The organism is Methanobacterium subterraneum, assembly GCF_002813695.1.
Taxonomy (GTDB): Archaea; Methanobacteriota; Methanobacteria; order Methanobacteriales; family Methanobacteriaceae; genus Methanobacterium; species Methanobacterium subterraneum.
This window is the reverse complement of record NZ_CP017768.1, coordinates 1426508-1450680: the sequence shown is the minus strand read 5'-3', so window position 1 is coordinate 1450680 and position 24173 is coordinate 1426508. Positions and strand designations below refer to the sequence as shown.

24 protein-coding genes and 1 pseudogene are annotated in these 24173 nt (G+C 39.8%); 15 read left to right on the top strand and 10 right to left on the bottom strand.

Annotated features, from left to right (window positions below):
* The first annotated feature begins 123 nt into the window (after nt 1-123).
* Nucleotides 124-1695 (top strand): phosphoglycerate dehydrogenase, encoded by a 1572-nt coding sequence (gene serA / locus BK009_RS06980; RefSeq protein ID WP_100909735.1) that lies wholly within the window; start codon nt 124-126, stop codon nt 1693-1695.
* Nucleotides 1696-1967: 272 nt separating this feature from the next.
* On the opposite strand, the gene BK009_RS06975 is transcribed toward serA, so the two are convergent.
* The 4 genes and pseudogenes from BK009_RS06975 to BK009_RS06960 all read right to left on the bottom strand — a co-directional run bounded on the left by BK009_RS06975 (nt 1968) and on the right by BK009_RS06960 (nt 4667).
* Nucleotides 1968-2411, bottom strand: coding sequence for a Mov34/MPN/PAD-1 family protein (locus BK009_RS06975; protein WP_100905677.1), 444 nt, complete (start codon nt 2409-2411; stop codon nt 1968-1970).
* 120 nt (nt 2412-2531) lie between these two features.
* Nucleotides 2532-3275, bottom strand: coding sequence for a tRNA(His) guanylyltransferase Thg1 family protein (locus BK009_RS06970; RefSeq protein WP_100907013.1), 744 nt, complete (start codon nt 3273-3275; stop codon nt 2532-2534).
* Nucleotides 3276-3567: 292 nt separating this feature from the next.
* Nucleotides 3568-4331: pseudogene (locus BK009_RS06965) on the bottom strand (aspartate dehydrogenase).
* A 6-nt stretch (nt 4332-4337) separates the two neighbouring features.
* Complete coding sequence (locus BK009_RS06960; RefSeq protein WP_100905680.1) at nt 4338-4667, bottom strand: PRC-barrel domain-containing protein; 330 nt, start codon at nt 4665-4667, stop codon at nt 4338-4340.
* A 342-nt stretch (nt 4668-5009) separates the two neighbouring features.
* On the opposite strand from BK009_RS06960, the gene BK009_RS06955 reads away from it, so the two are divergent.
* Nucleotides 5010-5732: a tRNA-binding protein gene (locus tag BK009_RS06955; RefSeq protein ID WP_100907012.1), complete on the top strand. Its 723-nt coding sequence runs from the start codon at nt 5010-5012 to the stop codon at nt 5730-5732.
* Nucleotides 5733-5860: 128 nt separating this feature from the next.
* Here BK009_RS06955 and BK009_RS06950 read toward each other — a convergent pair whose 3' ends face one another.
* From BK009_RS06950 to BK009_RS06930, 5 genes are all read right to left on the bottom strand, one after another.
* Nucleotides 5861-7267 (bottom strand): lactaldehyde dehydrogenase, encoded by a 1407-nt coding sequence (locus BK009_RS06950; RefSeq protein WP_100907011.1) that lies wholly within the window; start codon nt 7265-7267, stop codon nt 5861-5863.
* A gap of 136 nt (nt 7268-7403) precedes the next feature.
* A complete protein-coding gene (locus tag BK009_RS06945) occupies nt 7404-7622 on the bottom strand; it encodes a class III signal peptide-containing protein (protein ID WP_232728056.1) in 219 nt (72 codons plus the stop codon).
* 20 nt (nt 7623-7642) lie between these two features.
* Nucleotides 7643-8578 (bottom strand): type II secretion system F family protein, encoded by a 936-nt coding sequence (locus tag BK009_RS06940; RefSeq protein ID WP_100905683.1) that lies wholly within the window; start codon nt 8576-8578, stop codon nt 7643-7645.
* Between the two features lie 180 nt (nt 8579-8758).
* Nucleotides 8759-9781, bottom strand: a complete 1023-nt coding sequence (locus BK009_RS06935) for an aminopeptidase P family protein (protein ID WP_100907010.1) — start codon at nt 9779-9781, stop codon at nt 8759-8761.
* 90 nt (nt 9782-9871) lie between these two features.
* On the bottom strand, nt 9872-10327 hold the full coding sequence (locus BK009_RS06930; protein WP_100905684.1) for an HIT family protein: 456 nt from the start codon (nt 10325-10327) through the stop codon (nt 9872-9874).
* 335 nt (nt 10328-10662) lie between these two features.
* On the opposite strand from BK009_RS06930, the gene BK009_RS06925 reads away from it, so the two are divergent.
* From BK009_RS06925 to BK009_RS06885, 9 genes are all read left to right on the top strand, one after another.
* Entirely contained in the window at nt 10663-11259 is a 597-nt protein-coding gene (locus tag BK009_RS06925; protein ID WP_100905685.1) for a site-2 protease family protein, read from the top strand.
* 68 nt (nt 11260-11327) lie between these two features.
* The gene (locus BK009_RS06920; protein WP_100909298.1) at nt 11328-12521 is read left to right on the top strand and encodes a YcaO-related McrA-glycine thioamidation protein; all 1194 of its coding nucleotides are present in this window, start codon (nt 11328-11330) and stop codon (nt 12519-12521) included.
* Nucleotides 12522-12706: 185 nt separating this feature from the next.
* Nucleotides 12707-12898, top strand: coding sequence for a hypothetical protein (locus tag BK009_RS06915; RefSeq protein ID WP_100909297.1), 192 nt, complete (start codon nt 12707-12709; stop codon nt 12896-12898).
* Entirely contained in the window at nt 12898-13245 is a 348-nt protein-coding gene (locus BK009_RS06910) for a PsbP-related protein (protein ID WP_157809713.1), read from the top strand. Before BK009_RS06915 ends, BK009_RS06910 begins: the two co-directional genes overlap by 1 nt.
* A 321-nt stretch (nt 13246-13566) precedes the next feature.
* Entirely contained in the window at nt 13567-13908 is a 342-nt protein-coding gene (gene pth2 / locus BK009_RS06905) for an aminoacyl-tRNA hydrolase (RefSeq protein WP_100909295.1), read from the top strand.
* A gap of 92 nt (nt 13909-14000) precedes the next feature.
* On the top strand, nt 14001-14645 hold the full coding sequence (locus BK009_RS06900) for an amino acid kinase family protein (protein ID WP_100909294.1): 645 nt from the start codon (nt 14001-14003) through the stop codon (nt 14643-14645).
* On the top strand, nt 14646-14807 hold the full coding sequence (locus BK009_RS06895) for a zinc finger domain-containing protein (protein WP_100905690.1): 162 nt from the start codon (nt 14646-14648) through the stop codon (nt 14805-14807).
* Nucleotides 14808-15126: 319 nt separating this feature from the next.
* A complete protein-coding gene (locus BK009_RS06890) occupies nt 15127-15396 on the top strand; it encodes an elongation factor 1-beta (protein ID WP_100905691.1) in 270 nt (89 codons plus the stop codon).
* A gap of 252 nt (nt 15397-15648) precedes the next feature.
* Nucleotides 15649-16896 (top strand): tripartite tricarboxylate transporter permease, encoded by a 1248-nt coding sequence (locus BK009_RS06885; protein ID WP_100909293.1) that lies wholly within the window; start codon nt 15649-15651, stop codon nt 16894-16896.
* Between the two features lie 78 nt (nt 16897-16974).
* Here BK009_RS06885 and BK009_RS06880 read toward each other — a convergent pair whose 3' ends face one another.
* Nucleotides 16975-17958: a 50S ribosomal protein L11 methyltransferase gene (locus BK009_RS06880; protein WP_100905693.1), complete on the bottom strand. Its 984-nt coding sequence runs from the start codon at nt 17956-17958 to the stop codon at nt 16975-16977.
* Nucleotides 17959-18079: 121 nt separating this feature from the next.
* Between BK009_RS06880 and BK009_RS06875 the strand changes: the two genes are divergently transcribed.
* From BK009_RS06875 to cdhB, 4 genes are all read left to right on the top strand, one after another.
* Complete coding sequence (locus BK009_RS06875) at nt 18080-19726, top strand: CpaF family protein (protein ID WP_100905694.1); 1647 nt, start codon at nt 18080-18082, stop codon at nt 19724-19726.
* A gap of 72 nt (nt 19727-19798) precedes the next feature.
* A complete protein-coding gene (locus tag BK009_RS06870) occupies nt 19799-20911 on the top strand; it encodes a type II secretion system F family protein (RefSeq protein ID WP_100905695.1) in 1113 nt (370 codons plus the stop codon).
* Between the two features lie 327 nt (nt 20912-21238).
* A complete protein-coding gene (gene cdhA / locus BK009_RS06860; protein WP_100905697.1) occupies nt 21239-23611 on the top strand; it encodes a CO dehydrogenase/acetyl-CoA synthase complex subunit alpha in 2373 nt (790 codons plus the stop codon).
* The gene (cdhB, locus tag BK009_RS06855) at nt 23612-24130 is read left to right on the top strand and encodes a CO dehydrogenase/acetyl-CoA synthase complex subunit epsilon (RefSeq protein WP_100905698.1); all 519 of its coding nucleotides are present in this window, start codon (nt 23612-23614) and stop codon (nt 24128-24130) included.
* The last annotated feature ends 43 nt before the right edge of the window (nt 24131-24173 follow it).

Genomic DNA, 24173 nt, shown 5'->3' with positions numbered 1-24173 from the left:
ATTGTATTATTTTTATGGGAATTCACAACAGATTTTTAAACTATATCCTTCCTATATGAATATTGTACGATAATTGAATTTGCCCATGTAGGGCCGGTAATAAAAATGGATAACGTGGATAATATGAAGGTACTTATCGCTGATCAGATAAACCAAAAAGGAATCGAAGAATTGGAAGAGGTTGCAGAAGTTGTTGCGCGTACAGACATCACTCCAGAAGAACTGGTAGATGATATTAAAGATTTTGATGCCATTGTAGTGCGAAGTAGAACCAAAGTGACCCGTGAAGTTATTGAAGCTGCTCCTTCTTTAAAAATCATTGCCAGAGCTGGAGTGGGTGTGGATAATGTGGATGTGGAAGCAGCCACCGAAAGAGGAATAATGGTGGTTAATGCACCGGAATCCACTTCCATAACTGTGGCAGAACACACCATGGGTTTGGTGTTATCCATGTCCCGTAAGATAGCCATTGCTGATAACTCAGTTAAGGAAGGTAAATGGGAAAAAAGCCGTTTCATGGGAATGGAACTCAATAGTAAAACTCTAGGTATAGTGGGCATGGGTCGTATCGGCAGCCAGGTGGTTATCAGGGCCAAGGCATTTGGTATGGATATTATGGTTTACGACCCTTACATCACCCCTGAAGCGGCGGCTGAACTGGGAGTGGAAGTGGTTGATCTGGAAACCCTTCTGGTTAACGCGGATGTAATTACCATCCACGTGCCTCTAACTCCTGAGACCAAATACCTCATCTCCAAACCACAATTCAAGATAATGAAAGAGAATGCCATTATTGTTAACTGTGCCCGTGGAGGAATAATCAAAGAGGATGACCTGTATGATGCACTCACCCAGAATGAAATTGGTGGTGCTGCACTTGATGTGTTTGAAACAGAACCTCCCAAGGAAAGTCCTCTCCTTCAACTGGATAATGTAGTTTTAACCCCTCATATCGCAGCTTCAACATCTGAAGCTCAGCGTGACGCTGCCATAATCGTGGCCAAGGAGATCAAGAAGGTTTTCCAGGGAGAATCCCCTAAAAATGTTATTAACATGCCAGTAATGGATCCAGAAACCTTTCAACTAATCAAACCATTCTTTGGTCTGGCCGAAAAACTGGGTAAATTCCTGATTCAAACTGCCCAGGGTAACATCAACGAACTGGACATCACATACTGCGGAGAACTGGCTGAAATCCAAAAACACGACATCATAACCCGGATGATCCTCCAGGAAGTCTTAAACCCCATACTCACCGAACCGGTGAACTTGGTAAACGCCCCTGGAGTTGCTAAAAACAGGGGAATAATCATCACTGAAGGAAAAAGAAGTGATTCCAAGGGTTACAAAAACCTCATAAGCATCAAAATGAAGGCTGACAATAATGAAGTTAGTGTTGAGGGTGTTTTTGACAAAGAACCCAAAATTGTAATGATCAACAACTACCAAGTGGATGTTGAAACCAAAGGAACCATGGTAATTGTCTGCTACAAAGACATCCCAGGCATAATAGGTTCAATTGGAACTAAACTGGGTGAACACGATATAAACATAGCTAAAATGCAAGTAGGAAGGCAGCAACCTGGTGGAGAAGCAGTTATGGTATTAAAAGTGGATCAGAACGTCTCCCGTGATGTGGAAGATGATATTAAAGCTTTAGCCCATGTTTACGATGCAGTGTCAGTTAATTTATAATTCAACCTTTTAAAAAAGGTTGAACAAAACTTTTTTTTGTAATGTTTCTTTGTAATACTCTTCTTTTATTTATTGTAGTAGTTTTACTTTTATTATAATATTCTAATTCTTTAAATGGTCTAAAAATCAAAATCAATTTCCTTAACTGTTTTAGGGAGTTTAATTTAAATTAGAATTAAAAAATTTTAAATTTTAACTTGTTAATAGTAGTACTGGGTGTTAAATCAAGAATTTTTTCCTTAGAATTCATTCCAAGCAATCTATTGAGAATATTAAATTAGCCCATAACTGATCATTTCCCCAAATGTATCATAGGCCTGTATGGTATCTTCGGTGTAGGGATAGGCTATTATCAGATGGAACAAACCGTTTTTGGCGAAAAATTGCAGGTCCGCAGTGGAAGGTTCCCGGCTGGGGATGGGATGACTATGCACTGATCCCACTGTGCCGGTGGTGAGTGGCATCATGAAGGTTTTCATCACCGCGCCCTGGTTAGATGTTTCACCTGGCAGGAAAACAAGGCCATCCACCTTTAAAACACCTTTTTTAATCTTACCTTCAAGTAGGGCGGCAAATTCAAGGGGATGAGACTCTCGAGCAATTTGTATTATATCCTCAACAACTTCCTGGTCTATGAGTATTTCCCGGAATTTCTTATCCTGGTTTCCCAGAAAAGATCCAATAACCCGGTCCATCCAACTCTCTTTTTTCTTCATAAAATCAATCAACAGGGATGTTCAAGTTTTAATTGCATTATTTTTTTGCTAAAAAATACTGTTAACAAATCAAATAAAAAGATTAATTTTTTCATTTAATTTAGTTTCATTTAATGGGTTCTAAATGAATGAATTTGTTTTGAAAAATTCATCATTGAATAAGGGAAGCTCCCAATCTATGAATATTTTTCTCCGGTGGGTGGTAGTTTTTTCCTTGGTCAGAGGATTTAAACCCTGAACTGTGAATTTTTCTTTATAGATACCCACTCCCCTTCTCTGCCAGGCCGGTGTCTCTGCCAGGTTAATGTCTTTCTGGAAGAGCAGGTCATGTAACTGGCTGCTCTTCTTTTTATGGAGAATTGCCATTGCTTCTTCTCGTGAATGTTCTTCCCTTAATTTCCAGTAGGAATAGCCGTTGAGGCAGTTTCTCCAAGCTTCCATCTGTCTCCACTGGAAGTAATCAACAACCCCCTCACTGGATAATGGGATAACCCTGGAATCGAAAGAAATAGGACTTGTTTTTTTAAGTTTTTCCCGAAATTCATCCTGTTCCATGATCTTACCGGTGAAAGCTCCACTTAGAAAACTGGCCATAACTGAATCAATCTTTTCCACCCGTCCGGCAAAGGGTATTTCTCCCAGAAGCAAGCTGATTTCATCGGAGAAGATGAAAATGAATTTGGGGCTGAACTCCTGAAAGAGCAAGCTGGCTGCTTCTGCCATGATCCTCATAAACTCAGGATCATAGGGTTTTTCAAACTCCAGTTTACGGGATAACTGGGAGAAATTCCTCCCATCAAGCCTGACCACTATATGGGAAGTGCAGGGAACTTTCAAACTGGAAAATATTTCACATTTTTTCATTTAATCTCACATATTGCATTCATCTCAATTTATCACAGAGATTATTTTTAAATCTAACTCGAATAGATCAAATAAAATACATTTAGTTTTATTTTATTTACGATAACCCCCAAATCTTCCCATTCCTAAATGGGCAAGCATTATCTGTGAAGAAATTATGGAATTATAATTATCCTGAGTAATAGTTTTAGTTTATGATTTATTGTATTTTTATCAGTACTATAAAAAATAGATTTTTTAAAAAAATGAATTTCAGAAATCAATTTCAAGTCTCTACAAAAGAGGAATTTTTTCAGGTTCCTACCAACAGGTTCTCATTGAGACTGTTGAGCAATTTTATAGCAGAATATGCAGCTAAAACACTGGTTTTAGGGTTCATTGAACATCGGAGGTTGCTGGTTATGGTGCGGAATTCTCCAAAGTCCCCCACCATCTCCAACTCGTGCATATTACGGTCCACCTGGGGGTCGGCAATGATCTTCACATCAATTTCATGACCTGCGGCTATACTTACGGTGGCTGCCACATTGATATTCAGGGGAAATTTCTGAACTGCTTCACTGGCTTTACCCTCATAGAGTATGGTTTCTTTCTCCGTACTGATCCCTAGTGAACGTGGTGGTTTCCGGGTTACAAGGGTAATGTGTTCAATTTTACCAAGAGAAGCAGCTTTAATCCCATCCAATCCCACTATTGCCCCTGAAGGAGCATATATTCTGCAATTATTCTCTTTAGCTAATTTTTGCAGTTTTTTCCTAACTTCCATGTCCATAAGCCCCCCACACTCATGATAATCACATCCTTACCTGCCTTGAGGATGGGTGGTATCATTTCTTCCACTGCCCGGGGGGCGGCAGCTTCAATTACCAGGTCAACCTGGTTAAGCATGTCTTCCATGTCCAGAACCACCCGACCATCCACTTGGGAGGCCAGGTTCTCGGCTCTTTCCATATCTCGATCATAAAAAAATTTGATTTCAACGCCCAGCTTCCCTTCTCTGGCAAAATTAGTGATAATGTTAGCTATGGCGCCACATCCCATAATGCCTACCCTCATTTAAATCTAAGTCTCCGCACTGGCTGGCACTGTGGTTTCCTTAATTTCTGGACTAATGAGTAAAATATCTCCCACTGCCTGAACTCGGTCGTAAGGTATTTCCACAGTCCCCTCTTCTCTAAGGGGTCTTATTTCATCCCCTTCAGGAACTATTCGTATACTTTTGGTTATAACGTCTTTAATACCAACGCTTTTTTTATCAGGATTCATGGCAACGGCTTTTAGGGTTGAAACCCTGCCTTTTTTGATGTTTAAGATCACATCCTGGATGCGTCCCACGTACTTTCCACGTGTGGTGTACACATCTAAGTTGTACAGATTCGTTAATTCCACCATCTTTCCACCTCTCATTTTTTGGTGCATGCCCTGGGTCTATCAAACTTATCCTTTACATTTCAGGGTGCAACGTTAACTAAATTAAATTAAAACCTTCCCTATACTTAAATATTTCGAAAGAAGAGGTTCTTCTTGAGAAATTTAGGAGTAACACCCCCAATCCATGTGGTCTTTAATAAATTTATAATAGTAATCCCAGAAAAAAGGCATAAATTAACAGAACTATTTAAATAGTAAACTAATTTAAATTAATGAAAATCTAAGAAATAAATGTTAATTTTCAAAGGAAGATATTTGATCTTAACTTTTTAAGCAATCCATCAAATTATATCAGGTGCTCTAATGTGGGATACTAGTAATGATTACCGGCTTTTAGTGGCAGAAAAATCAGTTGAACTTTTCATGAGGTCAGTTGAAGGGGCTAACCTCAAGGGCAAATGGAACAAGAAACAGGCTTTACAGGCAGCCCGGAAAATGACTTCAGAAATACAGACCCTTTACTACTCCTACCTGGAACCAGCTGCAATGATTGAAACTCCTCAAATAAGTTTATTGGAAGACCAGGGAATGGAAATAGTTGAAGCCCTTGGGGGAGAATCATGGAACCTGCAGTTCATGGAACTGGCCAATCGAGAGGAGAAACCAAAACTGGAAGAGGCCCTGGCCAAGATTAAATTCTTCCTCAACACCATCTCTGGTTTAAAGGACCGCATCAGCCTGGGGGAAATTAAAGATCCTGTAATGGGGGTTGATATTAAAAAAGGGGAAATATTGAGTGTTTCCAAACACCCTGAGGCAGATCAGCTCCTGGTGTGTAATGTTAACTTACATGAGCGTGCCATCACGGTGGTGACCAATGACTTGGATGTCAAAGAAAAAAATCAGGTGGCAGTTGCCTTGCTCCCTCCAGAAGTTTTCATGGGCATCACCAGTGAGGGAATGTTCTTAGGGGCTGGTGAAGGCATCTTAAAGGATGTAAAAGGAGATCTGGGAAAACTCCCCCAGGGAATTCCATTGGAAGCCTTGAATGAAGCCAGGAATCTTGTTGAAAATTTTTTGCAGTGATTTTTTTTGCCCATCCACAGATTTTTATAATTATTTTCTTTTATTCTTTAACGTAATTAATCCTGTTACAAAGAAAGGCCTTTAAACAATAATCTAGTAAATATAATTGAAAATTAGGGATGGGGTGATCAGCCAATAACCACCATTTTGCTGCGGGTCATATCTTCCACTGCATATTTAACTCCCTCTTTACCCATTCCACTCATCTTAAACCCTCCGAAGGGCATATTATCCGTTCGAAAGGTTGATTGTTTATTAATAAGTACGGAACCTGATTCTATTTCTCGCACAGCCCTTTTGGCATTTTCTATACTACTGGTGAAAACACCGGCTTGCAAACCGTAGGGTGTGCTGTTAGCCACTTCAATAGCCTCATCCAGATCTTTAACCCTTATAACTGGTGAAACAGGTCCAAAGGTTTCTTTTTGAACCAGTTCCATATCTTGTTCCACGTGATCGAGTACAGTGGGGTCAAAGAAAGCACCATCTCGATTACCGCCACAGAGTAACTGAGCACCATCTTCAATGGCTTTATTCACGGCCTGTTCCACGTTGATGGCAGCATTTTCATCAATCAGGGGACCCATAACTGTTTCATGATCCATTGGGTCTCCTACTTTTACCTTCCGGGTGTGGGATACTAACTGGTTTATAAACTCATCTGCTACCTTTTCATGGACTATGATCCGTTTAACTGCAATACACACCTGCCCCGCATTGAGGTAAGAGCCACCCACTGCTCCTGCAACTGCAACATCAAGATCCGCATCATCCATAACCAGGAGAGGATCATTTCCCCCTAATTCCAGGGTTAGCTTTTTCATCCCTGCTTTCCGGGCTATGGAAAGGCCGGTGGGGACACTCCCGGTGAATGATATCTTATTTACCAGATCACTGGTCACTATTTCATCCCCTAATACACTCCCACCCCCAGTGATAACGTTTACAACTCCATTGGGCAGATGTCCATCCATGATCTCTGCCATTTTTAGTGCCGCTAGGGGTGCTTTGCTGGAAGGTTTAAAAACCACTGTGTTTTTAGCGGCTAATGCTGGAGCTATTTTGTGAATGGCCAGATTAACGGGGTAATTAAAGGGGGTGATAGCAGCCACCACTCCCAAGGGTATCTTGATAGTGAATCCGAACACACTCTTACCGGCAATGGCAGCATCCATGGGCACTGTTTCTCCATGAATCCTTTTTGATTCCTCAGCAGCCATAAGTAGAGTCTGGAGGGATCGGTCCATTTCAACTTTAGAATCTCGTATGGGTTTACCAGTTTCCAGAGTGATGAGTTTGGATATTTCCTGGTGTTCTTCCTTCAACTCCTGATGGATATCGTAAAGAATTCGGGATAGTTTACGGGAAGACATTTCTTCCATTGACTTTTTTGCTTTATGAGCCGCATTAATAGCATCTTTAGCATCTTTAGCATCTCCCAACGGGACTTTTCCTACAATCTGGTTGTTGAAAGGATTTATAACGTCAATTTTATCTTCCTTATTTATTCCCTTCCCGTTTATCAACATTTTCATACTGATTTCCCCTATAAAAAAAGAAAAAAAATATTTCCCAATTTAATAAATTCTTTCCACCTTATTGAACTTTCCAATAAAGATTACTTAAATATCCTGAACTAAAGTAAATGATTATGTGGAGAAAAAGGTTTATTTAGGTCTGGTTCAGTTTTTGATTTATATCCTGGAGGTTGTTTTCAACACTCTGGATTTCACTACCATTGGTTAGGTTGCCTCCCAGACCCTTGACGTAATTTTGGTAAGAAATGATGGCCACCAGGACTATGACTATAATACCTCCGAATAACAGCACATATTCGGCAGCGGTCTGGGCTGCTTCATCCTTCATTATCCCATTATCTATCATTTTCATTGTAAACACTCCCTGATTAATCAGGTCATTCCCATCACAGAAGGCCCAATCAGTATAATTGCATAAAATATCCCGTAAGACACTGGAACCAGGGCCAATGAGAATTTAACTCCTTTCTTGGCGCTTCCATAAAGCACGATTCCCATCAGTAAACCAACAATTATGGAGTGGATGATTATGTATCCAGTGGCGCTGGTAAGAGCGGCATCTGCCAGTGGGTTGGGTTTTCCCAGGGATCCGATGAAAGAATTGTAAGTCATGGCCATTCCCAGTGCAAATGGGGCGGCAACTACACCTGCTATTAATAGGAACATCACCGACATCATCACATTGGCCTTTCTTTCCCTTTGCAATGCCAGAACAGCTCTTAAATCTTCAGCAACTGTTTCGATAACATCGGCAAGGCTACCACCAACTCTTCTACCTTCAATAATCATTCTGAATGTTCTATCCAGTGTTTTGGATTTCAAACGTTCCCCCATCCCAAGAAGGGCGTCTTCGAAGGTGCTCCCTATTTTTATTTCAATTACAGCCCTTTTCAATTCATCGGTTAGGGGACCTTCTCCGTGTTTGGAGATGTCTTCCAGGGCGGTTTCAACACCCACTCCTGATCTTAGGAGGGATGCGATCTGTCTTAAAAAGTCAGGAGTGCCTTGTTCAATGGAATCAACTCGGCGTTCCATCATAAAAAAAATCCAGGTGAATATGAGTGTTGCGGGAGCAATTAATCCTATGATAAATCCTATTAATGGGTCCGCACCTAGTAAAAGAAATGCTATCAGGGCAATTATCCCCAAAAATATGCCTGCACCAAAAATCAGTGTTAAAATGTCAGAGGCCTTAATGTACATGCCGGAACGAATAAGCATTTCCTGCATACGGACCAGGTATTTATCAGGGAAAATATTATCAATACTGTTGGATATTGGGGAAAGTGCAGAAGGTATGATGGCCATTGTCTCACCTTTATTATTAAATAATATAATTGGTATATTTTTATGGCTTTATAGTAATTATTATTATCTTGTATATAATATATTATATTCTAATCTATCTTATACATTATGATTATTAATCTTTACCCTATTCTTCAAGTTCTATTGAAATTGGCAATATTAGGAAATTCTTCACTTTTTTCAGGCGAAAATTTTCCGGGCTTTACTGGTTAAAACTTTTCTATGGTTTGTTACCAGTACCATGTCTTCAATTCTCATCCCAAATTTTCCCTCAATATATATTCCAGGTTCAACAGTCACTACCATCCCTTTTTCCAGTTTTTCATCACTCCTGTAGGATAATGATGGTTTTTCGTGAACTTCCAATCCCACGCCATGTCCAGTGGAATGGATGAAATTATCCCCATATCCATATTCTTCAATGACATTTCTGGCCACCTTATCAATATGAGATGCGTTAACACCAGGTTTTATAGCATCTATAGCTTTCTGCTGTGCTTCAAGGATGATGGAAAAAATTTTTTCCTCTTCCTCCTTTTCAATTATGGTCCGAGTCATGTCAGATGCATAATCCTGGTACAAAGCACCCCAATCTATCATTATGGGGCTTTCCAACCTTCTAGATGTGGTGGTAGCATGGGGGAGGCTTGATCTTGGTCCTGAGGCCACGATGGTTTCAAAAGAAGGTCGGGGGGATCCAGCAGATCGCATATTATACTCCAACTGTGCTGCCAGGTTATCCTCACTAACTGAAAAATCCAGATCTTTAAATGAATCTTCAGCAATACGGATGGCTCCTTTAATCTTTCTAATTTCTTTGGGAGATTTAACTACCCTTAAACTCTCTATAATATCGGTAATTTTTATTTGGAAGTCTTCACATAGTTTATGATACGTGCCAACAGTCATGGAATGTTCCACACCGATTTTTCCAGGGTTAGTTCCATTTCCAGGGATGGTTTTTTTTAATGTTTTTTTAAGTTCATCTAGTGATTTGAATTCACCCACCGGTATTTGTGATTTTTGACGAGCTTCCTCCAAGTCTAACTTTGAGGATAAGAGCAATGGGTCTTCTTTTAATATTAAAACAGAAATGCTTGAAGGTTTAAAACCGGTTACATATGCTATGTTTTCAGGTTTAAGGATAATTAACGAGCCTAATTCGTCCTGGTTCATCTTTTGTAATATTTCATCTATTTTCATAGCTTAACCTTGTCATATAATCATGTTAATATAAGAAATAAATTTGATATAATTTTATATTAAAGTTGATTTGATCCATTTTTATCCCAATTATTCCATGTGGTCTTTAATTATATTGGATAATTTTTCCATGATCTCTGGTGGAATTTCTCTCTTTTCTGGAAGGGGAATATATCCAAAATCAGGATCATGGAATATTAACTCATTAAAAGTTACTGGATCCTTATAGCGGGGTATAAAATGCCAGTGAACTTCGGGTTCGGGATTTTCACTCCGGAATGCGGAGTTTTTAAAACAACTCCAGTTGTAGAGGGTGGGTTTGAATGCACGTTCCAGTGCCAGTTCCAGTTTCCGTACCACCCTTGAAAAATCAATCCATTCATCATGGTTAACCTGGGAAAGATCCTGGCAATGCCTTTTAAGGGCCACCACACAGGTTCCCAGATAACGTTGGCTTGGTGCAAGATATATATTCCAGTGGATGGTCTGCCAGATTAGCTGACCATAACCACCGAAAACCTGACAATATTCACACTGGGCTTCCATAAAAAACTTATCTCCCAATTTTAGCATGGACTTTGTAAGTTGGATTATTCATATATTCATTTAATAGTATTGATTGTTTGAAATTATTTGTTATTATGTATGATATGAATATCAAAGTGAAGATTCACTGAAAAATAATTACTAAAATCCTAACCTGTTTCAGGGCATAAAAAAACATTAATTGAATTACAAAATAATATTTTTTCAAATGGGTTAAATTCTATTTAAGCATTCATAATTATTTAATGATAAAAAGAATCTTTGGATTGGGTTTTAGAAATCATTTATGAATGGATGAAATCATTTATAAATGAAGAGAAGTTCTTTAATATATTATGGTTAACTTCACAACCCATGAGATTAGGGATATATTAATCTCCATGTTGGTTATTGCCGGGGTTTTTGCTTATGTATTCCGGGGTATTAACCAGGGAGACTTCATTTCACTTATCCCCGTCACACTGGTGGCAGTGGGATTTGGATTCGTATTCCACGAACTGGCTCACAAATTTATGGCGATTAAGTACGGTTTTTATGCCGAATACCGCCTATGGGTTGAAGGTTTAGTTCTGGCCATGGTAACAGCTGCCCTTGGATTTGTATTTGCCGCACCCGGTGCAGTGTACATTCACGGGGAGTATATCTCTAAGGAAGAAAATGGAAAGATATCCATTGCCGGACCATTAACTAACATAGCTCTGGCAGCTATATTCTTTGTTTTAATCCAATTTGTATCGGCCTCAACCCTACTAACACTAATCTGTAGCCTTGGCTTTATGATCAACAGTTTTTTAGCCTTTTTCAACTTGCTCCCGGTTGCTATGTTAGACGGGGCGAAAGTTTTAAAATGGAACCCGGTTATATGGATCGTTACCATTGGAATAGCATTTATAATGATGGCCTATCCATACATCTTGCAGTATTTCTACTGATTCCTTACGAATTTATCATATATCTTTAGAATAATAAATTCACAGTTTCAAAATCACAAATGATTCACATGTTTAAAGAAGTTCCCGTAAAATACTTTGGAGGCACCCACCGTTGCCGTGACCCTCAGGAGACCATAGAAAAAGTGGAGGGAAAACTTTCTGTGGCAGGAGTTACCAGAATAGCGGAAATAACTCACCTGGACCGTATTGGAATACCGGTGTATTCTGCTATCCGGCCAGGGGCTGCAGAAGGTGCGGTAAGTATTTACGCAGGTAAAGGTGCTACTAAACCACAGGCCAAGGCTTCGGCCATGATGGAAGCATTTGAAAGATACTCTGCTGAAAAACAGGAATCAGATGATGAAAAAATAATCTGTGGATCTTTACAGGAAATGGATGAATGTATTGATCCGTTATCACTAATATTACCTGCTAAATCCAGAGACACAGCTAAAATTGATATCGACTGGGTGAAGGCAATTGATGCGGGTAATGATACTGAATGTCTGGTACCGGCCAACGCAGTCTACCATCCCTACCAGTCAACCAATGGAATTTCTCTTTTCAAATCCAGTACCAATGGTCTGGCATCAGGTAATGTGCTGGAAGAGGCAGTTTTCCATGGTATAACTGAGGTGGTGGAAAGGGATGCCTGGAGCATTTTTGAGGCCACACGCCAGCCCAAGATGGAAGTGGACTGCACCGACACCGAAAACCCCCTGATAAGGGATGTTCTATCCAAATTCCGCAAGGCAGGGGTGGAAGTTAAACTGGTTGATTTAACTGCTGATGTGGAAATAACCACCATGGCTGCAGTTTCAGATGATACTGTTCTAAAAGACCCAGCACTCCTAACATTAGGGGTGGGAACCCACCTCGACCCGGAAGTTGCTGCCCTCAGGGCCCTAACTGAGGTTGCTCAAAGTAGAGCTACCCAGATCCACGGTACACGCGAAGACACCACTCGGGCAGTTTTCATGCGCAAGGCCGGATATGAACGCATGAAGAGAATCAACCGGCACTGGTTCGGAGAATCACAGGGCACAATAACCCTCTCAGATATAGAGAACAAGTCTCAAAAATCATTCAAAGACGATATTGAAACTTCCCTGGAACTTCTGGAGAAATGTGGGTTTGATAATGTTCTCTACACTGATCTTACCCGTCCGGAGATCCAGATTCCAGTGGTGCGAGTTATCATTCCTGGAATGGAAGTTTATTCCGTTGATTCTGAAAGGGTAGGGAAAAGACTACTTCGATAGTGAATTTATTCAATCTTAATGGTTATTATTGATTTTTGTTAGAAATAGATTCCTAGAGGGGATAACTGCTTGATGAAACAACCTCATATGGGATTCGGAAGGATAAAGAGATAGTAAATTATTTATATCAAAAGCAAAAAATTACCAATAATAATTGATATAATAATATTAAGGGGGGAATTAAGTTGAAAAAATATGCTCTTTTAATTTTAAGTATTATTGTAGTGGTTGCTTTCGCATCTGGATGCACCACCAATAGTTATAAAACATATGATAGCAATGGGATAAGTTTCCACTATCCTACTGGTTGGAATGAAGTTTCACCAGACAAGCTGAGTTTAACTGTGGAGGGTATTCTGAAGTCCTGGCAGTGGTAGTGGACCCTGAGAACATACAGAATAATAACTACCAGACCCTGGTATTCTTCCAGCAAATTCCAACAACGGGCTCGCTGGCAGTGGCAACTGCATCTCTTAAAACACAAATCCAGGCAGTTGGGTGGGGGCAAGTCATATCCGAAACCGATAGAACCATAAATGGGGTCTCTGCTAAAGACATGGTCTACTCCATAAGCACTACCTCTGGAGTTGCTAAAAAGGAACGTATTATCGCCATGCAAGATTCCAGCAACCGTTACTATATTGTATGCAGTGCACCAACCGCTGACTTTGACAGACAACAATCTAACTTCAATTTAATAATAGATAGTTTTAAGATTCAATAACTGGGCACTAAATCCATGATTCAAAACATTTTCCCATTTTTTACTATTTTTAAAAGATTATAAGTGATTTATTTTCTCTTTAAATTGTTCATGAAGCGTTTTTAAGTTTAATAGTATGTGTTTGCCCTGTCAGGATAAAAAATAGTTAGACCAATCAGTAGACACAAAATATAAAGATGTATGATTTCATTAACAAATTAATTACATTAAAATTGATTAGGGGTAAATAATTTATAATTGAAAAATTGACTTACATATTTATCTAGTCAGTTAATATTGCCATGGGGGCACTGATTAATTCTTTTGATTTGGTGGAAGAAAATGAAACAAGTTATTGTAATGAGAGCAGATCTGAAAATGAGCAAGGGTAAATTAGCTGCCCAGGCATGTCATGCCTGTTTAGGAGCCTATAAAAAGGCAGATGAACGAGTTATAAGGGAATGGGAATTAGAAGGTGGTAAAAAGGTAGTTGTTCAGGTTAAAAGCCAGGAAGAATTATTCGAAGTTTACGAGCTGGTGAAAGCTGCCGGAATTCCCAGTTTCCTGGTAAGGGATGCGGGCCACACTGAAATCCCACCATCCACCGTAACTGGTCTTGGTATTGGTCCGGAAAAGGATGAAAAGATTGATAAAATTACTCAGGATCTTAAATTGCTTAAATAAGTAGACATGCTTAAATGAGACTGCAATATGCTGGGAAATTAGATTATTGAGATATAGATTATAACATTTACTATGTGAAGGAGAATCAAGATATGGAATGGGTGGTTAAGATAGGGGGGAGTCTATTCCCGGATTATGCAATCAATTTGGCCCAGGAACTGGTGGGTGAAGATGTCCTAATCATATGTGGAGGGGGAGATATGGCCAACTGTATCCGTCAGTACCATGAAAAACTGGATTTTTCCCCTAATACCAGTCACAAAACCGCCATCCTGTGCATGGATATATTGGGCATGCTCCTGGCAGACAAGGTTAAAGGAACAGAACCTGTTAGGTCCTTAGAAGAGGCTAAAAAAGTTTTTAATAGGGGGAAATTACCAGTTCTGATCCCATCATTCCTATTGGAGTATCTGGATCCACTGGAGCACTCCTGGAGGGTTACCTCTGATTCCATTTCATTATATTTATCACATTTACTTGATGCGAAACTATTAATAAGCACGGATGTAGATGGTATATACACACATAGACCATCCCTAGATGGCGCCCAATTCATCAAGGAAATTAGTGCAAAAAAACTTCTAAATTTTGGTGAAACATCACTAGATGAGAGCTTTGCTGAGCTTTTACTTAAATACAAAACCAGCGCTTATGTTGTTAATGGCAAACACCCGGAGAGGGTTATGGCTGTATTAAAAGGGCGAAGCTCTATAAAAACGTTCATCGGAGGAGATTAAATGAATAAAATAGAATGTACATCCTGTAAACAAGAAATATCCCCTGTAGAAACCTATGTTAAATTTGAATGTCCTGAATGCGAAGAAATATTATACCGCTGCCAGAAATGCCGAACATTCGGCCATCTTTACCAGTGTAAATGTGGATTTAAAGGCCCATAATTACCTAGGACTTTAAAGGACTTTAAAATCCTTAAATATCCTTAAAATATGTATGTGCTGTTAAAATATGCATATATCCTTTAAATAAATCTTCATTAATCTTAAAAAAATCTGATTTTACTGTAAACTGATAGATTAGTGGTGTAATTGGTTTAGGATTACCTATTAAAATCCATTTTATTGGAAATAGGATGTTTCATATATAAAATTGCTAGGTAAGTCAGATTAATATCAAAGTAAAAATTATGTAAGTTAATTACATTTCACATACCATGTAATTTCAAACCATGGGACTTAAATTAATAATGGAGGAATTAAGATGGGAGAAGTTGTTGCAACCATAAAATTAATGCCAGAAAGCCCGGAAGTCGATCTAGCTCAGATTAAAGAAAAAGTTTCTCAATCAATACCAGAAGGAACAGAACTACATAAAATTGAGGAAGAACCAATTGCTTTTGGTCTGGTAGCCCTCAACGTGATAGTTGTTGTTGATGATGGTGAAGGTGGAACTGAAAAAGCCGAGGAAATCTTTGGTCAGATCGATGATGTTGCCAGTGTAGAAGTAGTGGACATACGTCGTTTAATGTAATTGGGAATATTTCCTAATATTTCCCTATTTTATATTTAAGGCTTTTTTCATACTCATTTTTTGTTAATTATCTTTTTTCATACTCATTTTTTGTTAATTATTTCTTTTTTCGAAGTTTATTTTTTAGATTTAATAGGTCCGGTTATGGATTTTGATATTTTTAGATAAATATATTAATACTATTTTTATAATTAATATTAAAAAATGTCTCTACAAAATTAATATTAATAACTGTTTAAGGGAGGCAAAGCATTGTTTGACATTGTATTGGCATGTATAATAGGAGTTTTCTGTGGTGTGGTTACTGGTTTAATCCCTGGAATTCACGTAAACACCGTAGGGGCATTTGTCTTCTCAGCATCACCCTTTCTGCTGTATTCATATTCTCCCGAAGTACTGGCAGTTTTCCTCCTTTCCATGTCAATATCCCATGCTTTACTGGAATTTGTCCCATCCATGTTTCTGGGTGTGCCTGAAGAAGGAACAGTCCTTTCCATAATGCCTGGGCACCACCTTTTGCTCCAGGGAAGGGGGAAAGAAGCCATACGACTGGTTTCATTGGGAGGTTTTGGGGCTATGATCACCACCATCCTCCTATTACCCATCTTTATAGTGGGGTTACCCTTCATATATGGATTGTTAAAGCCATATATCTGGATTATTCTATCTTTAACTGTGGTTTACATGTTAATACGTCTCAGCAGGGATTTAAACTCCGTAATATGGTCTTCGGTTCTATTTATTTTTTCAGGAATAATGGGTTGGGTTGCCCTTAATTCTCCCTTATCTTCCAGTGTTTCTCTTTTATGTTTATTTTCAGGTCTTTTCGGGGTAAGCACCCTCTTACATAGTCTATCTCAGAATTCGTATTTGCCTCCTCAGAACAAGGACCATCATCTTGAAATCAACGAGGATATTATCCGTGGGATATTTGCGGGAGGAATTGCAGGGAGCATTCTGGGATTTTTACCCGGAATGGGTCCGGCACAGGGGAGTTTACTGGCCCAGGAGTTAAGTGGTTCTTCAGACAGTGGAAGTGAAAGGGAGGGATTTTTGGTGGCCATGAGTGGGGTTAATGTATCTGATGCACTTTTTTCCCTGATAGCCATTTACTTAATTGGCAACCCCCGTAGTGGAATCGCAGTCTACGTGAACCAGTTACTGCAGGGACTTGACTTCAACCACCTTTTAATCATGATATTTGCATCTTTAACTGCAGTATCAATCTCTCTGGTGTTATGTATAAAATTAGGGGACTGGTTTAGTCATTCCATGGAAAAAATTAACTATGAAAAACTTTCATGGGTGGTAATTGTTTTTATGAGTTTTTTGGTGGTACTTTTTGCAGTGATGGAGCAGTCAAATCTATTTTTCGTGATTTTGACCTACATAACTTCCATTGCCCTGGGATTGCTCCCCCATTACCTTGATATTAACAAATCCAACCTTATGGGGGTTTTAATTGTTTCAGCAATTGTGATATATGCAGGGATGGTCTGAAATTAAATGATATATGTCTAAAATGTGTAAATTCCTAAAAGGTGTAAATTATTAAGGTAAATATGTCAAATAATTAATTCATATAATCACAATTTCACTGCAAAGGTTTTGCACAGCATCAGTAAAGATGGTGGTATCTACTCCCGGAAAGGTATCCACAATACAGATATCAAATTTTTCTCTTAAAATAGTTCCAAGTTCCTTCACATCCAGACAGTACACATCCCAAGATTCTCCATGGGCAACCAAACCTTTTTCAAGGTTGGATAGTTTTACTGGGAAACCATTAACTTCCAGGTTAAGGGCGGTGGTACATGCAGCAGGGTGCCATAGATCATTGAAAACCACTTTTGAAGCTCCGTTTTTAAGGGCAGCTATCCCCAGTGTACCGGGACCACAGGTACAATCTAATATTTTCGGATTTTTATATTTAGCCATTACCCTAATTAATGCGGAAATTTTAGGCGACACTGGTTTGGGGAATTCTATGTGAATTTCGCCCTGATGTTTGTAGATGCAGAGCGGACCATCAGGGGTCTGTACCAAGTCGCAGCGCATATCACAGCCAGCTAATAGTTCATATTCATTTGAAGGTAATTCGCTGTCTTTCAATCCAACTGTGTCTCGGATATTTCCTTTAAGCACCCCTTTAACTTCGGGAACTTCATTTATTATCCTGGTTGCGCATTGATGGTTAACATCCGGAGATAATATTACTAGGGTATCTCTGGAAAGGTAAGGTACAGTTTGAAGGGGGTAGGCGGGTGTTATTAGTGGAACACAAACATCCCGCAGGCTGGTTTTTTCATCTTTCAATCCTTCTTTTTGCATGATAGTCAGGATATGGGCCACCACCATGTCCAGATGTCGACGACCACAGGTGCATCTTCCCCAATTTCCACCTATTTTTTCATGGGGTTCTATCTGCTCAAGAAATGGTTTGAATTTTTTAAAATTCCGTTCTGGGCAGTTATCACAGGGATAATAAAAATATTCAATTTTCTCTAAGACCACAGGCGGTTTTTTTACACATTCTTGGTTGCATCTGCACTTTATGTCCATATACTTAAATATTCGATACTTTATATAAATAATATTAAGCTAATCTAATAATAATGGAATAATTTAATCATGTTGAGTCATATTGTCTATAACCAATAACCCACTTGTAAATCGTGAGAAAATGAAGGACAAACGCAAGGAAATACTGAAGGATCTTCTGGGAGAATTTGGTTCTGAAGAAGATGAGGATGAAGATTTCGTTGAAGAACAAGAAGAGAATGAAATACCTCTTGAAAATAAAGAGAATACAGTATCTTCAGTGCTAGAAGGGGTTCAGAAAGAAGATGAAGAAGAAGAATTCACCTTAGATAAAATAATGAAAAAACCGCCTAAAAAGGTTAAAAAGGTTAAAAAAGCTTCTGATGGGTTGAAGGCGGAGATTGTAGAGGAAGGGCTGATTCCAAAGTATAATGTGAGCGTACCTCACTTTTCTGGAAAAGAAGAAACGATTTTCAACGAAGTTAGGGAGAAACTGGTGGAAGTAGCTGTTTCCCAGGGCGAAGAATTTAATATTGATGAAGAATCATTTATAGGGGAGGTTAAGCAATTCCTAAGGACTCGTGGAGTTCGGGATGTGGAAAGGCTGGCCACCCAGATTTCTCAAGTGATGTTAGGATACGGGAAACTGGATCCCATGATCAAGGATGATGATCTTGAGGAGATCATGGTTATAGGCACTAATAGTAATGTATTTGTTTACCATCGTAAGATAGGGATGATGGTTACCAATGTTGTTTTTGATTCTGATGATGATATCCGGGGTATAATCGATGTTATCGCTCGACAGGTGAACCGTCGTATTGACCAGCAAACACCAATACTGGACGCCCGTCTGAAGGATGGTTCAAGGGTTAACGCCACCCTCCCACCGGTTTCTGCAGATGGACCCACCCTCACCATCAGGAAATTCAGAAAAGACCCACTCACTGTGGTAGATTTAATTAACTTCAAAACCATGTCCTCCCATCTGGCGGGGTTCCTATGGTTGTGTACCGATGGTATGGGTGTAAAACCCTGTAATGCTATAATCGCAGGGGGTACTGGTTCTGGTAAAACCACCACAATGAACACCATCGCCGCGTTTGTACCTCCCCGGGAACGTATTATAACCATTGAAGATACCTTAGAATTGCAGTTACCTCACTCTCACGTTCTGCGTATGGAAACCAGGCCTCCTAACATTGAAGGGAAGGGTGAACTCGACATGGATACTCTAGTTAAAAATTCACTCCGTCAGAGGCCAGACCGAGTAATTGTGGGAGAGGTTCGTGGTTCAGAAGCCATAACACTTTTCACAGCATTAAACACTGGACACTCAGGTATGGGGACCCTCCACTCTAACACTGCCCGGGAAACAATCACCCGTTTGGTTAACCCTCCCATGAACGTACCTAACATCATGATCCCAGCCCTTGATTTCATTATCATGCAGAACCGGATGTACCGTGCTGAAGGAGGATCCTTAAGGCGTATAACTGAAGTTGCGGAAGTGGTGGGGATGGAAGAAGGCAACGTCCAGTTAAACCGCGTATTTGAATGGAATAACATCACTGATAAAGTGGAATATGTGGGAATCGCCAGTCAGACCCTGAGGGATATGGCAGAAATGAGGGGTGTGGGCATAACTGAACTGGAAGAGGAAATAGAAAAAAGAAGGCTGGTTTTAGAGTATTTGGCGGATAATAACATGCGTTCCATTGAAGAAGTGGGGCGATGCATTAATAGTTACTATAAAGATCCTGATGAAATGTTAGATAGAATACTTTAATAAAATTAATTTTAACCAATGAAAGATTTAGCTGTAAATTATGGATATAAAAAAATGGTTTTGGTGAGATAAATGGTCTTTGGCGGTATTAAAAAGGTCTTCAACCGTATAGGGGATTTAACGGTTAACTCCAGTCAAAAAGTAGGTGGTGGGGTTCAAAAGGTCGGTGAAGGAGTTCAAAAGCCTGTTGAAAAGATTAGGGGGGCTGAAAGGCCTAAAATCTCCAGGCCTAAAATAGGAAGGGGATCAAAAACTGATTCAAACATATTTGAACCGCCTGAATCCGCATCCAAGTCACCTCGTAAGGTTATTAAAAAGATGGGGATGGAAAAGGATGAAATTGAGATTTTCCGAGACCTAATTGACCAGAAGTACGAGCGGAAAGAAAAACCGGAAGATGAAGACAAAGCTCAAAAAGCAGCAGTACGCAAAGCTTCTCTGGAAGAACTCCTTAAAGAAGAGGAGAAAAAAGGTCTGGATCCAAAACTCATCTTAATCATTGGGTTTCTTTCATTTGCAGTGGTTTTCACAGTCATCGTGGTACTGGGCTTTGGTATCGAGATCGGATTGGTGTTCGGTATTATCATTTTACTCATGACCATGTTCATTGTGTACATGCCTAAAATCAAAACAGGTGGTCGTTCAACAGCCGCATCACGAGAACTACCATTTGCCCTAAGACAAATGGCCACAGAATTAAGGGCAGGCATAGGTTTACATGATAGTATGCGCTCGGTGGCAATGTCTGGTTACGGTCCGTTGTCTGAGGAATTTGCCAGAGCTTTGGAGGAAATAAAATATGGGGAAACCACTGAAAAGGCATTGGTGGATATGAGTGAGAGAATTAACTCTGAGGGCTTAACCCGGGCCATATATCAGATCACACGAACTCTATCCAGTGGAGGAGATCTGGCCAAAACACTAAGTGTAATTGCCGATGACACTGCCTACGAAATGAGAATGAAATTGAAGGATTACGCCCAGAAGCTCAACTCCTTCACCATGATCTACATGTTCGTAGCCATATTGGGTCCAGTTATATTCATGATTATGATCATTGCTGCTTCTACAGTAATGGGGGGAGTTGTCCCACCTATACTGCTTTTAATCATGTATTTATTCCTGTTCCCCGCAATTGTGGGGTTCATGGCGTTTATGATAAAAAGATTGGAACCCAAGGTCTAATTTTCAAATATAACTGGGGGAATAACTCCTCGGTTGTTTATTTTATTACCATACTTTTTTTTAACTAGAGAAGTTCCATGGGAAACGTTTTTTTTTTCAAATGGTTTTATATCATCTTCCCGGGATGGCCTTAGATTTATATATAACTTCTGATAATTGATAATTTCATGACTGAAAGCACTGATAAATATAATGTGAAAAACTGATTTTTTAAGAGTCATTATTGATGATATTACGAACTGTTTTTAAAATGGAATTGACTATGCACAAACTATATATGTTCTAATCAGTAATGAAAAAATATCATTATAACTCATTAATAATTCGGTGATTGTTGTGGCACCTAAACCAAAGTCTAAACCAAAAGATTTCAAGGATGATTTTTGGAAAAAGAAGGATCTAAAAATCTCCATAGGCGAAATAGTTGAAAAAGAGGGAGCAGTATCTGCTGAAGTATCCGAAGAAAAGACTCCTATGGGGCCAACTCCAAAACCCCACGTCACAGATCTAAGATCATGGGACATGAAACTGCTTAGTAGATATGAGCCATTCTATGCACCATTCTGTGACATGTGTTGTCTTTGTACATTCGGAAAATGTGACCTTTTGAACAAGAAAGGGGCTTGTGGGATTGATTCTGCAACTCAGCAAGCGCGTATTGTTCTTTTAGCATGTAACATTGGTACTGCGGCCCATGCTGGTCATGCCAGGCACATGATCAACCATCTTATTGAAGAACTGGGTGAAGATTATCCCCTTGATTTGGGCTTTAACATAGATATTGAAGCCCCCATTACCCGAACTATAATAGGTCAAAAACCTGAAAATCTCGGTGATTTGAAGGATGTTATGGGTTATGTGGAGGAACAATTATCTCATCTGTTATCTGCCTGTCACACTGGTCAAGAAGGAAATAGCCTTGACTTTGAATCTAAATCACTCCATTCAGGTGTTATGGATGATCTGGCAAGGGAAGTTGGGGATATAGCTCAGATCGTGGCCCTGAACATGCCTAAAGGAGATGGAGATGCCCCCCTGGTTGAGATGGGTGTGGGTACCATTGACTCTTCAAAACCAGTTGTACTGTGCATAGGTCATAACGTTGTCCCAGGTGCCAGTATAATGGATTACCTTGATGAAACCGGTCAAGAAGAGGATTTAGAGGTTTGCGGTATCTGTTGTGCAGCAATTGATATTTCCAGATACAATGACCGGGCTAAGGTAGTAGGTCCTTTGTCTAGGCAGCTAAAATTTATCCGCAGTGGGGTTGCTGATGTGATCATAGTGGATGAACAGTGTATTCGGACTGATGTACTGGAAGAAGCCCAAAGGAAAAATACAGCAGTAATTGCCACCACCGACAAGATGTGTCTGGGTCTGCCAGATATGACTGATAAGGATCCCGATTTAATTGTATCCAAATTATTAAACAAAGAGATCGAAGGTGCCCTCATACTAGACCCTGAAAAGGTGGGTGAGGTTTCAGTTAAAGTTGCCAAGATTCTAGCACCAGAACGGGAAAAACTCAAATTATTACCAGAACTGGAAGAAGTACAAAAGTTAGCACTGGAATGTACGGAGTGTGGCTGGTGTAACCGGGTTTGTCCCAACAACAAACCAATGATGGAGGCAGTGGTGGCAGCAGGAACCGGTAACTTCTCTAATTTTGAAGAACTATACCTTAACGATGTATGTTATTCCTGCGGTAGATGTGAACAGGAATGTGAACGGGACCTTCCCCTCATGTCCATGTTAGCCAAGGCGGGTGAAAAATTAGCCAAGGACGAAAAATTCAACATCCGCGCTGGCCGAGGCCCAGTACAAGATGTGGAAATAAGAAGAGTAGGTGCACCACTTGTATTGGGAGATATACCGGGTGTAATAGCCATTGTGGGATGTTCAAACTACCCTAATGGTGGGAAAGAAGTTGCGGAGATGGCAAAAGAATTCCTGGAAAGAAACTACATAGTGGTGGCCACTGGATGCGGGGCAATGTCCATTGGTGAATACCGTGATGAAGAAGGAAAAACACTATACGAACAGTACAGTGGTGAATTTGATTCCCGAGGATTGCTAAACATAGGTTCATGTGTGTCCAACGCCCATATTTCCGGAGCCTGCATAAAGATCGCCAATATTTTTGCTAAAAAACCATTGGAAGGCAACTTTGAGGAGATAGCCGATTACATTCTAAACCGAGTTGGAGCTTGTGGTGTTGCTTGGGGTGCTTACTCTCAAAAAGCAGCTGCAATCGCAACGGGAGTTAACCGATGGGGTATACCAGTAGTGGTTGGTCCGCACGGTTCAAAATATCGCCGATTATTATTGGGAAGAACTGATAAGAAGGAAACCTGGAAAATAAAGGATCTGAGGACTGGTAAAATAATGGATGGTGAACCCGCACCAGAACACTTGATTTACGCGGCAGAAAACATGGAAGAAGCCATAGTAATGACAGCTAAACTATGCATCAGGCCAACCGACACTGGCAAGGGGCGTCAAATCAAATTAAACCATTATATCGATCTTTATAAGAGGTATTATGGTATATTGCCTCCAGATATTCATTTATTTGTCCGTAATGAGAAAGATATTCCCATCACCTATAAAAAAGATGTGAAGGAAATACTGGAAGAAGTGGGATGGGAACCTCGTGAAATACCTCAGGAACCCTCTTTAATGGGAATGGATGGTGATTAAATGGCCAACGATAGAGTAATACCATGGCAACCCACGGTAATTGCAGGGCCTAAACAGTCATTACTGGTAACACCAGAAACAGCTGAATTAATGATAAAAAAGGCTAAAAGACCTCTTTTAATTCTGGGGCCTTTGGTTAAAGAGGACCCTGTACTTACGCTGGCTACTAAAATAGCGGAAAAATGGGATCTCCCAGTGGTTACCACTGCTGATGCCTATAAAGCATTCCATGATAAGGGCCTCAACCCAACTTCATATGGGGTGGTGGAAATAGTTAATCTACTTAATGACCCTGAATGGGGTGGTGTAAATGGACAGGGACAACATGACTTGGTAATTTTCCTGGGATGTATTTATTACATAGGTTCACAGGGATTATCTTCCCTCAAACACTATGCACCCCACCTGAAAACTCTTACTATCTGTAAATTTTTCCATTCCAATGCAGATGCATCATTCCCTAACATGAAAGATGAAGAATGGTTTAATTATCTTGAAAAAATGGGTAAGGTAGAATAATCTTATTAACCGAATCAAAATGGAAAACACTGTAGGGTTAACT